This is a genomic window from Anaerosolibacter sp., from assembly GCF_029240175.1.
Taxonomy (GTDB): domain Bacteria; phylum Bacillota; class Clostridia; order Peptostreptococcales; family Thermotaleaceae; genus Anaerosolibacter.
This window is the reverse complement of the sequence record NZ_JARBTM010000015.1, coordinates 17,891-30,533: the sequence shown is the minus strand read 5'-3', so window position 1 is coordinate 30,533 and position 12,643 is coordinate 17,891. Positions and strand designations below refer to the sequence as shown.

The following is a 12,643-nucleotide window of genomic DNA, read 5'->3' as shown; positions in this document are numbered from 1 at the left end:
TCGACCTTTCATATAGTCAATACCTTTACAGGGTGGCTTCTTTACGACTTTCAATCTATACCTATCTTTATTTCAAAAAACAACCCGAAATCAAGATTCCTGGTTGTTTTTTGTATTTTTGCGATTATATTTTATGGCTTAAAAACAACGACTAAAAACATTTTAAATTGCTCTTTTGCAAGGAGCGCATGGGGGATTCCCGCCGGCATGACAATGACATCACCCTTCTTCACATGGGATACTTCCTCCCCAATTGTAATTTGTGCCTCACCATCAAGTATGTGTACTAAAGCATCCCCACTTGAAGAGTGCGAACTGATTTCTTCCCCCTTATCGAAAGCAAATAGGGTCATACTTAGGTTCTTTCCTTGCGCTAAGGTTCTACTAATCACCTGTCCTTCCTGATAATTTACTAGCGTTTCCATTTCCATTGCTTTTGAAAATTCAATGTTTTTGATCATCTGTTCCATAATAATCCTCCTCAAATATTTTTTATATATTAACAATAGCCTATACAAACTTATTCATTTTTATTGTTTACTGCTGTGTTAGATCCCTATAAGCTGTTTTTCACTTCAACCTACCTATAATTTTTACCCAATTCACTGTCAGGTATTCCCTTTGTAGTATACACGTCTTTGCTTTTCTCATCATATAAACTTGAAATAGCTTCTTTACATGATTTGGTTTGGATCGGTATTTACAAATGTATCAATGCTTTTTATACTATCCTCTAGCTTCTGATCTACAATGCTTGCCTCTTCAACATGATGTATGAGCTGGGTATTTGTTTTTTGTAATAATTTTTCTATACTATTGATATTATTTAGCACATCTTGAACATATATCTTCTGCTTAAGGATTATATCAATTACATCCGTCACTTCCGTTCCTATATATTCAATAGCACCTAGGGCCTGATCAATTCTTTCCATAGCCTTTTTTGAAATGAGTCTTCCTTCCATAATGGATTTTGTGCTTTGCTCGGCCTTTTTCAAAACATTCTGTGTCTCCGTTTGAATATTCGTAATCAAACCACTGATATTCTTTGTGCTTGCAGCAGTTATTTCTGCTAATTTTCTAACCTCTTCTGCCACTACGGCAAACCCTTTACCTTGTTCTCCTGCACGGGCAGATTCAATCGCTGCATTTAAAGCCAAAAGATTTGTTTGCTTGGCTATACCAGCTATGACCCCAACAATTTCCCCGATCTCAGCTATTTCTGTACTCAAACCTTCGATGCTTTCATAGGTTTCCTGGGTCTCTGCTTCTAACGATAGAATGATATTAGAGATATTTTCTATTGATTCTTTTCCATCTGAAGATTTATGGATTGTATCCTCTGTGGTTCTTAATAATTCTTTACTTTTTAAACTCAATTCATCCATTGACTTATTTGTTTTATTGCTCAAATCTGATACTCTTGTGATTTCATCCTCTACTTGCTGCGCTAAATTCGCCAAAACACCATGTTCGTCATTTACAAGATGATGTTGATGAATGACAGTTTCTATCTGCATATGCACATTTCTTAAAAAGCTAACATACTCTTCTTGCCTTGATTTATCTTGTAAATTATCTTTAACCTTTAATGCCTGTTCTACAGTATTCGAAGTATTCTTTTTGAATAAACTTAACATCGTATGCCTGCCTTTCTCACCAGAGATTTGCGTCTTTTGTTGATTTTTACACCGCTCCTTGATGTTTCTTTAGATTCATTATAGTCTATGAAAAAGGTAAAATATGTGATTAAAATCAAATGACTAAAAAGATACACAAAAAAAGTTTGCGGCTTTACCCACAAACTTTTTCCAGTTCATATTAAAAACCTGGAGTTTATCATAAACTCTAGGTTTTTAGCTACCCACATCCTATTAAACTATTGGCTTTTTCTCTCTATTTTTTGTATATCATTGTTGTGGCCTACAACGACGATGACATCCTCATGACATATAACATCTTGTGCGCTTGGGGAGATATTGATCTCAGCCTTTCGTTTTATTGCCATGATCGTTACACCATATTTTACTCTTATATCTATATCTTTTAAATTCTTTCCAATCCATTCCTTTAAAGGTGTTATTTCAGCAATACTATAATCTGGTGCCAACTCAATATAATCTAAAATATTTGAGGAAACCAGATTATGTGCCACTCTCACACCCATTTCTCTTTCAGGCAGTACGACTCGATCCGCACCAGTTTTATAGAGAATCTTGGCATGAAGCTCATTCTGAGCTTTTGCCACTACATACTTAACACCTAATTCTTTTGCCAATAACGTAATCAAAATGGAGGATTGTATATCTGACCCTATGGCGATGACTGCCACATCAAAATTTCTTACCCCAAGAGATCTTAATGAAGATTCATCAGTGGCATCCATTTGTACTGCATGGGTAACAGAGTCTGCTAAATCTTGTATCACATCCTCATCCTGATCTATGGCTAACACGTCGTGACCCGTTCCATAAAGTGTCCTAGCCACACTGGCACCGAATCTGCCACATCCAATGACTGCATATTGTTTCATATTTTGCCCCCTACATATACTTGCTTTCCAAAATATTATAGCGTGATATTAAAAATACACGCTAATAATTACTCACTTTCTTTCGAAAGGATTAATTATATTTAAATTATAACTACATCTTATCCTTAGGTCAAATCTTGACAGTATAAATAAACATAGGCGGCCTTTACAAAGCCGCCTATGTTTATTTATAACTTTATATAGATTTATAGTAGATCAAGTCTGTATATACTTCTTTATTATATTCCTCATATCGCACACCAGCTAAAGTGAAATCTTGTTTATGTTTAAAAGCAAGGGAAGCAAAATTTGGTGTAGGGCTAACGATCACCTCTTGAAAGATATGCCTAATCCCTTTGTTTTTCAGGCATTCAAGCATATGATTATGCATGATGCTTCCTATTCCTTGACTTGTATTTTCAGCCATGACAGCAATTTTGTCAACCAAAATAAAATCATCAATTCGATCTATATCAAACTCAGGGTTCCATGAAATATCACATATCCAGTTTGGATTTTCCCTAAGCCAGTCCTTCTTTGTATACGCCATGGTAAATCCCACGATTTCACCTTCATCTTCTGCTACATAAAAATGTTCTAGGCTTGTTATCTGTTTTTTAAAGAAATTTCGATAATATTTGGGTTTCTCCGTATAGTTATCCATGAGAAACCCTTGATTGGCGTCTTTTTCTTCATACCCCACAGAGCAGGCGACCTCATAAATCGAATTTAGGTCCTTCTCCGTTGCAGGTCTCACCTTCATTGCATTAAGTGTAACGATTTTATTCGATGCCACATAGTCGATCTGACTATTATCAATAACATCCATAACTATTCATCTCCTTTATACATCATTGTTTAGGAAAATGGACATATGGATCATGTCATCACATTCTCCTCTTTCTACGCTTACGAAGTTAGCTGACGGATTCGGGTCGAAAGAAGACTAACCCTACTCATGAATGAGATTCACCCCACAAATGGTTCCCCCGTTTCCAAGTTTTAGGAATTCAGCGCGATACTTTCTATTCTATTTAATTACTTTCCTTTTATGTCGTTCTAAATCTGTTGGTTCCAATGCAGTTTGGATACCTTGTAACAATCCAGCTACTCCTGTCATCTTATATTCCCTCTCACCTTTGCATACTGGACATTGGCATTCATCTTTATAGGGTTGTGGCTGTGTGTAGGTTGTAATTACACCTTCAAAGTTTCTCAGGATCACCTTGTCTGGTGATTGGGAAATCATGTACTGCGGCATTACTGGAATCTTTCCGCCGCCACCAGGTGCATCCACTGTAAAAGTAGGCACTGCATAACCTGAAGTATGTCCTCTTAAGCCTTCGATAATTTCAATTCCTTTGGAAACTGGTGTTCTAAAGTGTTCGATACCTACAGATAGGTCACACTGATAAATATAATATGGTCTTACCCTCATTTTCACTAGATTGTGTACCAAGTCCCTCATGATATGGACACAATCGTTTACACCCCTTAACAGTACGGTTTGGTTTCCTAGTGGAATTCCTGCATCTGCCAACAGTGTTAAAGCCTTCTTTGCTTCTAGTGTCATTTCCTTGGAATGGTTAAAGTGTGTGTTTAACCAGATTGGATGATATTTTTTCATCATGCTTACCAGTTCTAGCGTGATTCTCTGGGGCAGAACCACTGGCGTCCTAGAACCCAGTCTTACCACTTCCACATGGGGAATTTCTCTGAGTTTGCTGATGATGTACTCAAGACGGTCATCATTTACCAACAAACAATCTCCCCCAGATAACAATACATCTCGTATTACTGGTGTATTTCGGATATACTCGATGGCCATGTCAATACGATCCATTGGCATCAGATCATCCTTCTGTCCTGCGAACCTCCTTCTTGTACAGTGCCGACAGTACATGGAACACATATCCGTAATGAGCAGCAGTACCCTATCTGGATACCTATGGGTTAATCCAGGTACAGGAGAGTCTTCATCCTCATGGAGTGGATCTTCCATATCAGCATCACTTTTGCAGGTTTCGTATATAGTAGGTATTGCCTGCTTTCTCACTGGACAGTTTGGATCATCTTTATCCATGAGCAATGCATAGTATGGGGTGATTCCCATTCTTAAGATTTCCAATGACTTTGTAATTCCCTCTTCTTCTTCCTTTGTAAGGTTTACTACCTTCTTAAGATCCTCTACTTTGTCGATTCTGTTTTGTACCTGCCAATGCCAGTCATTCCATTGCTCATCGGTGATGTCTTTCCAAAGCTCTACTTCGTTATAGTGTCTCACCGGTATTCCCCCTTTTCAACGTTGTATATATTTCAAGCGCTCTGTGCCCCATAGAAGTACTCCAACATTACTTCATTGGCATAGAAGGCTGGAAATCTTCTTAATACAATTCTGTATAAAACTTAAACTTATCTCCCCGAAGGATGCTTTTTCTAAGCTCTATGGGTCTCTCTCCATGGGTCAAAGTAATTCTCTCCGTATAAAAAACAGGTGAATGATACACGATGTCTAGATACTTCGATTCATAATCATTAGATACCTGGGGTTCAATATACTCTTTTGCCTTTACAATCTTTCGGCCATATTTTCCCTCTAAAAGATCATATATAGAATTTTCCTCTAAATTATTCTCTAAAAAACCTGGTGCAACTTCCTCTGGAATGTACGAGGTTTCTAATATTAGCGGCATTCTATCAAATATTCTAATCCTTACAATCTCATAGATCATAGCATTGGTTTCAATATTTAGCTTTCTTGCAATACTGGGTAAAACCTGTATCAATTCTTTGCTTAAGATGATTGATGATGTTTTCTCATGATGTTCCGTAAATTCCCGTCCAAAGCTGTAAAACTTAAGCAAGCTTTGCTCGATCTTAGGCTGACTTACGATAGATCCCTTCCCTTTTGCCGTATAAATCAAACCTTCCTTTTTCAGTTCGTTCAATGCATTGCGAATGGTAGCCCGCGTAACACCAAATTCATCACAAAGCTCATTTTCAGACGGAATTAGCATATTCGGCAAATATATTTTGTTCATAATTCTTTCTTTTAAAATATCCTTAATTTGTAGATAGTATGGAAGATAACTGCTTTTATTCAAGCTATCCATCGTAATCTCTCCTTCTAACATGTATATAATTACGTATAGTTTTTGTGTCTAATGAGTTTTACATCCTATTAAGTTATTTACCTTGTTCACTTGTCTATACAAGTATTATTATATATATTCTCTTTTTTGTCAAATCATTACTATCTAGACTTATTTGAAAAGCATTGGATGTATTACATTATATTCCAAAAATTAAATAAAATATTTCACTGTACTAAGACAAATAATTAAATATGTGCTACTCTTTAATTTTACATTTAGCTTCTCTGTAAACATTTTTCTGAAAGGCTGTGTTCTATGGAACTATCACCACGACTATATCATTGGCTCGTAAGGCCTAATTGGGCTACTAGGCCATTTGTTAATAAAACTTTTGACACACTGCTTCAGGATATAGATTTTAGAAATAAAGATATCTTAGATTTTGGATGTGGGGTTGGATCTATTTGTTTTAAGTTTGATCCAAAGCATTATGTTGGTGTCGATTATGATTACCGAAGAATACGATATGCTCGATGTATGAATAGGAATTATCAGTTTCTAAATTTCAATGGTTCCACCATAGACTTAGAAACTCAAAGCTTAGATTACATTCTTATTATGGCTGTGCTTCATCATATCCCATCATCTCAATTACATAAATATTTTCATGAATTTCACAGAGTATTAAGAACAAATGGTAAGATTATCGTGATAGAGCCTTGCTTCTTAAAGGACTCCAAGTATAGAAACTGGTACATGAAAACCTTCGATAAAGGTAATTATATACGGAATCAAGAGGAGTACATGGAATTATTCTCTCGAAACAATTATCATATTGATAACGTGAATATATTCTGTAAAAACTTTGTCTATAATGAAATCTTCTTCGTAGCATCACAGCATCAATGATCTAGCCATAGTGCATCAATCAAATAAGCCAAAGGCCGTATGATAATCATACAGCCTTTAGCTTATTTGAAGTTCCAAATAGTGTATCTTATTTAATAAATAGCTTGACAAAGTATCTCAATTATTGATTATATTGAGGTTCTTCACTTTTTACAAAATCAAGTCTGCTTTGAATTGTCTGGGTTACACTATCCATGGTTGTAGAAAGATGTTTAAACATTTGGCTCGCCTGTTGGTCATCTGTATCAAGGGAAAATGTCTGCAAATCCGCTGCTAAGCTTTTTGCACTTGCTAAGGCTTTTTCTAATTTACTTCCAGTAGGCATGCTATTTCCTCCTATAAACTTATTTTACTGCCCTAAAATAGTATTTGCAGGTGGAATTTAATTATTTGTTCATTATATATTCATTTTATTGTAATCTAACCATTTTTTATTTTACGAAAACTATCGGAATGTGATTCTAATCAAAGACGAAAATCTCTATTCCATATACAATTAAATTAAATAATAAATGAATTGGAGGGTTTATGATGATAAAAAACTTTAAAGCAAGTGAAAAAATCGGTGATATCGTAGCAAGATTTCCGAAAGCTGCCGAGGTATTTAAGATATATAATATTGACTTTTGCTGTGGTGGGGATCGACCATTGTCTCAGGCTATAGTAGAGCAAAAGCTGAATCAAAAAGAAATTTTAGAGCGTTTAGAAGAACAGTATGAAACACTGAGGTCCATGGAGCTTGAAGATGTAGACTTCAGAAAACGATCTATGACTGAGCTTATTGATCATATCTTGAATACCCATCACGTCTTTGTCAAAACCGAACTACCTAGAATAAGTGATTTAATCACCAAAATTCTACGGGTTCATAGTGTAGAGCATGGTCAGACCCTGAGTCAAGTTCACAAGCTGTTTGGCAGCCTTCGAATGGAAATGGAGCAGCACTTAATTAAGGAAGAAGAAATACTATTTCCTAAAATAAAAGAATATGAGCAAAATCCTAGTGATCAATTACTTGCTGAAATAATCTCCGTTATGGAGGAAACTGAAAATGAACATGATGGTGCTGGTGATTTGATTAAATCCCTAAGAACAGTTACCAACGACTTCAATGCTCCAGGCAACAGCTGTGCCAGTTTTGTCTTAACATACAAAAGACTTGAAGAGTTTGAGTCAGACTTATTCCAGCATATCCACTTGGAAAACAATATTCTTTTCCCTAAAATAAAAGCTTAATACAAAGAAAAAACCAGGATTCCTGGTTTTTTCTTTGTATTATTAGTTTATCTTTAATTCTTGCTTTCCAGTTACAGAACTGTTGGCATCAACTTTGAACGTCTCTTGGGCTTCTTTTGTTGTGAAGTATACATTACCATCCACCTTAGCGTTTACTAATTGGAAGTTTGGTACTGTTACATACACATCACCCTTGAAAGTTCCGCCTTGAATTCTAGCTTCAGGACTGTTAATTGTTAAAGTAGGTGCTGTCAACGTATAGCTCTCTACTGAAACCTTCTTACCTTCTAAAGAAATTTGGTTGTAAAGAGAGATTTTACGCTGAATAAGTTCATTACCAGCAGCATCTTTCTTACCATTTTTGAACTCGCCATCTAGAACAAGATCTTTATCAGTTGCTAAATCATTAAGCACAGAAATGATCCACTTACCATCTTTGCTGATGCCCTTTTCAAAAGCTTCTACATTGTCTACTAAAGAAGCAGATGTTGTCGTATCGATTTCTGTTAATAGTTGCTTTCCTGTTACAGAACTTCCAGCATCAACTTTGAATGTATCTTGAGCTTCTTTTGTTGTGAAGTATACATTACCATCCACCTTAGCGTTTACTAATTGGAAGTTAGGTACTCTCACATAAACGTCACCCTTGAAAGTTCCGCCTTGAATTCTAGCTTCTGGGCTCTTGATTACCAATTTAGGTGCAGTTAAAGTATAGCTCTCTACTGATACTTTCTTGCCATCTAATGTAATCTGGTTGTAAAGAGAGATTTTACGCTGAATAAGTTCATTACCAGCAGCATCTTTCTTACCATTCTTGAACTCGCCATCTAAAACAAGTGTCTTATTTGTCGTTAAATCATTAAGTACAGAAATAATCCACTTGCCATCTTTGCTGATACCCTTTTCAAAGGCTTCTACATTGTCTACCAAAGAAGCTGATGTTGTTGTATCGATTGCAGTTAATAACTGCTTTCCTGTTACAGAGCTTTTAGCATCCATTTTGAATGTATCTTGCGCTTCTTGTGTTGTGAAGTATACATTACCATCAACAGTAGCATCTACTAACTGGAAGTTTGGTACTCTCACATAAAGGTCACCCTTGAAAGTTCCACTCTGGATTCTAGCATTTGGGCTCTTGATTACTAATTTTGGTGCTGTAAGCGTAAATCTAGCTGTTACATTTTTATCTTTATCTTGTGTATAAAGTGCTATTTTACGTTGAATAGCATCTGTTCCATCAGCGTTCTTCTTACCGTTTTTGAATTCACCTTCTAAAACAAGTGTCTTATCACTAGTTAAATCATTAAGGGTTGAAATAATCCACTTACCTTCTTCGCTGATTCCCTTTTCGAAAGCTTCAATATTGTTTACTAAAGAAGCTGTTGTTACAACATCTACTGGTGTAGGCTCAGGAGTTACAACTGGTGCTGCTGGATTTAATTTTGCTAAAGTCTTAGGACCAACAATACCATCAGCCTTTAAGCCGTTTTTACCTTGATAGCTCTTTACCGCTTCTAATGTACGCTCTCCAAATACTCCATCAACGCTAAGCTTAAATCCGTTCTCGTTAAGCTTCGTTTGAAGTAGTGCAACATCGCTACCATTGGATCCTACCGCAAGTAAACGAGCTACTGCTGTTGCCACTGTAGTAACTGCTGCTTTTGGTGCCGCAGTAGTCTTAGGTGCTGTTGCTTTCGGCGCTGTTACTTTCGGTGCTGTTACTTTCGGCGCTGCTGGTGCCTTAGGTGCTGGTGCCGCTGGTGTAGCTGCTCCTGTAGCCGCTGAAACAACGTCAACACCTAGAGGACCTAACTTTACACCTGGTACCACTGACAATGATAATGCCGCTACTAATGCACATGTTACTGGTTTTAGGCTTCTTTTCAAATAAATACCCTCCTTATATGTATATGCTCTGTTTTTGCATTTCCACGAAATATAAATATCTTCTTTCCAGTCTGACAAACATCAATATTGATTGTTAATTATCAAACTGCATTAAATAAAATATTTTCCTATTTCGTAGTAAATACTATCGGATACATTATATCAATAAAGTAATCTACAACACAAGTCATTAGACAGATATTTTGTCAAATTTCTACAAATTCCTCATTTTTCCTTATTCAATAAATCTTCAAATTCAGCATGGAAAAGGAGAATCCAGATTAGATTCTCCTTAATTATTGATGTTATTGCTTTTCATTTTCCATATTGTCTTCTTTACGTCTATCCACCATCATCTCATGCTTATTGGGAACGAGTCCAAATTCAGATAAAAACTCTTTGCTAAATTCTGCTCTACTAGCATTTCTAGGACTTTTTTTACTAACCTTCATATAATCACCTCACCATTAGTATGTGATTATACAACCAATGTATACTTAGACTACGGTTTCATATCAAAATCTATTTCGTGTTTTAGGATTTCTTCAATTATCTTTTCAATAATAAATATAAGAAAATCACAAATTATCTCAATTCTTTATAGATAAATATCTGAAAACTCTAAATGGATGGTCTCAATATTTGTTTCCCTCGCGGCAGCTGCTTCGCTATTGGAAAAATCTTCTTCATTTTCTATGGTCTTTACTGGCAATTTAATTAAAAATTGACTCCCTTCACCAAGTATACTTTCCACTGTAATTGTCCCTTCGTGTAATTCAACGATTGATTTTACTAGAGACAATCCTATCCCACTGCCTTCTCTTTTTCTAGTCAAGGTTGCGTCCACTTGTCTAAACCGATCAAATATAACATCCTTTTTATCTTCAGGGATACCTATACCCGTATCTTTTACAGATATGAGAATTATTTCTCCTTGATCATATACGTCTACAAATATGTTTCCATCTGATCCGGTAAATTTGATGGCATTGGAGAGTATGTTTAAAATGACCCTCTCTATTTTCTCTGCATCACAAGCCATTATCTTTTCTTCAATATCAGTGTCAAATATTAGCTCTATCCCCTTGCTTTCAATGTAGCTTGCCACCGATAGCACAATATCTTCAACAATTCCCACAATATTATGGTTCCTGAGGTTCATTTTCATGAATCCAGTATCAAGTTTCGTAATATCAATCAAGTTGTTGATCAGTCTTAATAACCGATAGCTATTTTGTCTAGACATATTTACATACTTATGCAGTTTTTCTCTATGTACACAGTACTTATGCTGGCAAAATTGAGTATTTATTAACTGGGTGGCACTCAGAATGATGTTTAATGGTGTCTTTAATTCATGGGAAATATTTGAAAAAAACTCTGTTTTCAGCCGGTCATATTCTAGTACCTTGACCAATAGTTCTTGATTTTCTTTTAGGGTGTTATTTAACTGAAATTCTATCATTTTTCTTTCAGTGACATCATGGACGATAGAAAATATAAGCAATCTCTCCTTAACTTTGATCGGACTGCTGTAGACTTCCACATGTCTTCTCTCTCCATTGGCTAATATATGCTCAAATTGGAAGAACTCATTTCTATTTGATATCACTTTTTCCATCGCTTCATCAATGTAATCCTGACATGCCGTATTAAGATGGTAAATTCTGATATTCGTTAATGTATCTTTATTGTAGCCATAATATTTGCAAGCGGATTCGTTGGCATCCACAATCTCTCCAGTCGCTGGATCAACCAAAAGCATGACCGCTAAATTATTTTCGAACATACTGACATAATACTCCTGGCTTTCTCTTAAATCACTTTCAAGGCACTTATACTCTTCAATGATGGTATGTACCCCTACCATGGACAAAGGTACTCCGTTTTGATCCCAGGTGGCTTGGCCCCTGCTCTGTATCCATATATATTGATCGCCTTTTATTTTAACCCGAAATTCAATTTCATATTTTGGTATCTCCTTTATTAGATAAGATTGTAGGAAGTTTAGAACACGATCCCTATCATCAGGATGTAGTAAAGATGTCCAATCCTCAAAGGTATAGTCCATGTCATCGAAGCCTATTCTTCTCCGCCAAGGCAATGAGTGATACGTTTTATTTGATGCGATATCCCATTCCCAAAACCCATCCGTGATATTATTAAATATATACCTGTACTGTTCCTGAACATCCCCTATTCGCTCCTGATCCATAATGATGTTATTCCCCCCAGGTCAAACCAATCAGCATGGACTCCTATGGACACCATCGATTAGTCAGAATCTTTAAAAATTATTTTTTATTTTCTTTTATTTTCGACGTTTTTTACCTTATTCCTCTTTTCTTTGTGCTGTATAGTTTACTTTTGTAAAAATATGTTTATTTATTGATGGTAATAATTTTTTCTGCCATCTTATCCATGGAGATACAATGGTCCATGCTCTGCTTTCTCAATATATTATAAGCTTCATCCTCTGGAATTTTAAACTTTTCCATCAAAATGCCCTTCGCCCGGTCTATCTTTTTTCTACTTTCCAGGCTATGTTCTAATATGGCTACTTTTTTCTCTAAAGAGCGAATTTTTCTCGCATTTCGAATGGTAAATTCTACGGTTTGATGCAGCTGTTCCTGTTGAATGGGCTTCATAATGTAGGCATAAACGTTCATCACTTGCAGCTTTTCATAAAATCCCTTACTGGCATGATTCGTGATAAATAGTACTGTAGAAAGCCGATCCTCTTCTATGACCCGCCCTGCCTCATAGGCCTGAATTCCCCAAAGGTTCACATCCATAATCACTAGATCTGGAAAAATGCTCCTGGAAATCCTTATAGCCCCCGCTCCATCTGTTGCTTGAAACAGTTTATATCCCTTTATCGTTAACAGCTCACATAGTTTTTTCCTTGATGTCTCGCTGCTATCCGCAACCAATATACTATAACTATTCATCTCACCCACCCCAAACAGCAAGCTATGGCAAT

13 protein-coding genes and 1 riboswitch are annotated in these 12,643 nt (G+C 36.1%); of the genes, 2 read left to right on the top strand and 11 right to left on the bottom strand.

The features are described from left to right. Positions 1-131: 131 nt before the first annotated feature. From K0R93_RS11635 to K0R93_RS11610, 6 genes are all read right to left on the bottom strand, one after another. A complete protein-coding gene (locus K0R93_RS11635) occupies positions 132-470 on the bottom strand; it encodes a cupin domain-containing protein (RefSeq protein ID WP_330685147.1) in 339 nt (112 codons plus the stop codon). A gap of 204 nt (positions 471-674) precedes the next feature. Continuing rightward, positions 675-1,640, bottom strand: coding sequence for a methyl-accepting chemotaxis protein (locus tag K0R93_RS11630; protein WP_300301419.1), 966 nt, complete (start codon positions 1,638-1,640; stop codon positions 675-677). A gap of 239 nt (positions 1,641-1,879) precedes the next feature. Continuing rightward, positions 1,880-2,533 (bottom strand): potassium channel family protein, encoded by a 654-nt coding sequence (locus K0R93_RS11625; RefSeq protein WP_300301417.1) that lies wholly within the window; start codon positions 2,531-2,533, stop codon positions 1,880-1,882. Positions 2,534-2,729: 196 nt separating this feature from the next. Next, positions 2,730-3,362, bottom strand: a complete 633-nt coding sequence (locus tag K0R93_RS11620; protein WP_300301415.1) for a GNAT family N-acetyltransferase — start codon at positions 3,360-3,362, stop codon at positions 2,730-2,732. 63 nt (positions 3,363-3,425) lie between these two features. Next, positions 3,426-3,559, bottom strand: a riboswitch (cyclic di-AMP (ydaO/yuaA leader). A gap of 4 nt (positions 3,560-3,563) precedes the next feature. After that, complete coding sequence (ablA, locus tag K0R93_RS11615; protein ID WP_300301412.1) at positions 3,564-4,817, bottom strand: lysine 2,3-aminomutase; 1,254 nt, start codon at positions 4,815-4,817, stop codon at positions 3,564-3,566. Positions 4,818-4,917: 100 nt separating this feature from the next. Then, on the bottom strand, positions 4,918-5,646 hold the full coding sequence (locus K0R93_RS11610; protein ID WP_300301410.1) for a GntR family transcriptional regulator: 729 nt from the start codon (positions 5,644-5,646) through the stop codon (positions 4,918-4,920). A 297-nt stretch (positions 5,647-5,943) separates the two neighbouring features. On the opposite strand from K0R93_RS11610, the gene K0R93_RS11605 reads away from it, so the two are divergent. Beyond that, positions 5,944-6,537 carry a class I SAM-dependent methyltransferase gene (locus K0R93_RS11605; protein ID WP_300301408.1) on the top strand — a complete coding sequence of 198 codons (594 nt, stop codon included), beginning with the start codon at positions 5,944-5,946 and terminating at the stop codon, positions 6,535-6,537. 121 nt (positions 6,538-6,658) lie between these two features. On the opposite strand, the gene K0R93_RS11600 is transcribed toward K0R93_RS11605, so the two are convergent. After that, positions 6,659-6,862 carry a DUF1657 domain-containing protein gene (locus K0R93_RS11600; RefSeq protein WP_300301406.1) on the bottom strand — a complete coding sequence of 68 codons (204 nt, stop codon included), beginning with the start codon at positions 6,860-6,862 and terminating at the stop codon, positions 6,659-6,661. 206 nt (positions 6,863-7,068) lie between these two features. Here K0R93_RS11600 and ric point away from each other — a divergent pair, with 206 nt between their 5' ends. Continuing rightward, a complete protein-coding gene (ric, locus tag K0R93_RS11595; RefSeq protein WP_300301404.1) occupies positions 7,069-7,773 on the top strand; it encodes an iron-sulfur cluster repair di-iron protein in 705 nt (234 codons plus the stop codon). Positions 7,774-7,815: 42 nt separating this feature from the next. Here the strand turns inward: ric and K0R93_RS11590 are convergent, their stop codons facing one another. From K0R93_RS11590 to K0R93_RS11575, 4 genes are all read right to left on the bottom strand, one after another. Continuing rightward, positions 7,816-9,660, bottom strand: coding sequence for a peptidoglycan-binding domain-containing protein (locus K0R93_RS11590; protein ID WP_300301402.1), 1,845 nt, complete (start codon positions 9,658-9,660; stop codon positions 7,816-7,818). A 305-nt stretch (positions 9,661-9,965) separates the two neighbouring features. Then, positions 9,966-10,112, bottom strand: a complete 147-nt coding sequence (locus K0R93_RS11585; RefSeq protein WP_300301400.1) for a hypothetical protein — start codon at positions 10,110-10,112, stop codon at positions 9,966-9,968. Between the two features lie 146 nt (positions 10,113-10,258). Continuing rightward, positions 10,259-11,875: a sensor histidine kinase gene (locus K0R93_RS11580; protein ID WP_300301399.1), complete on the bottom strand. Its 1,617-nt coding sequence runs from the start codon at positions 11,873-11,875 to the stop codon at positions 10,259-10,261. Between the two features lie 166 nt (positions 11,876-12,041). Further along, complete coding sequence (locus K0R93_RS11575) at positions 12,042-12,611, bottom strand: ANTAR domain-containing response regulator (protein ID WP_300301398.1); 570 nt, start codon at positions 12,609-12,611, stop codon at positions 12,042-12,044. Positions 12,612-12,643: the final 32 nt, after the last annotated feature.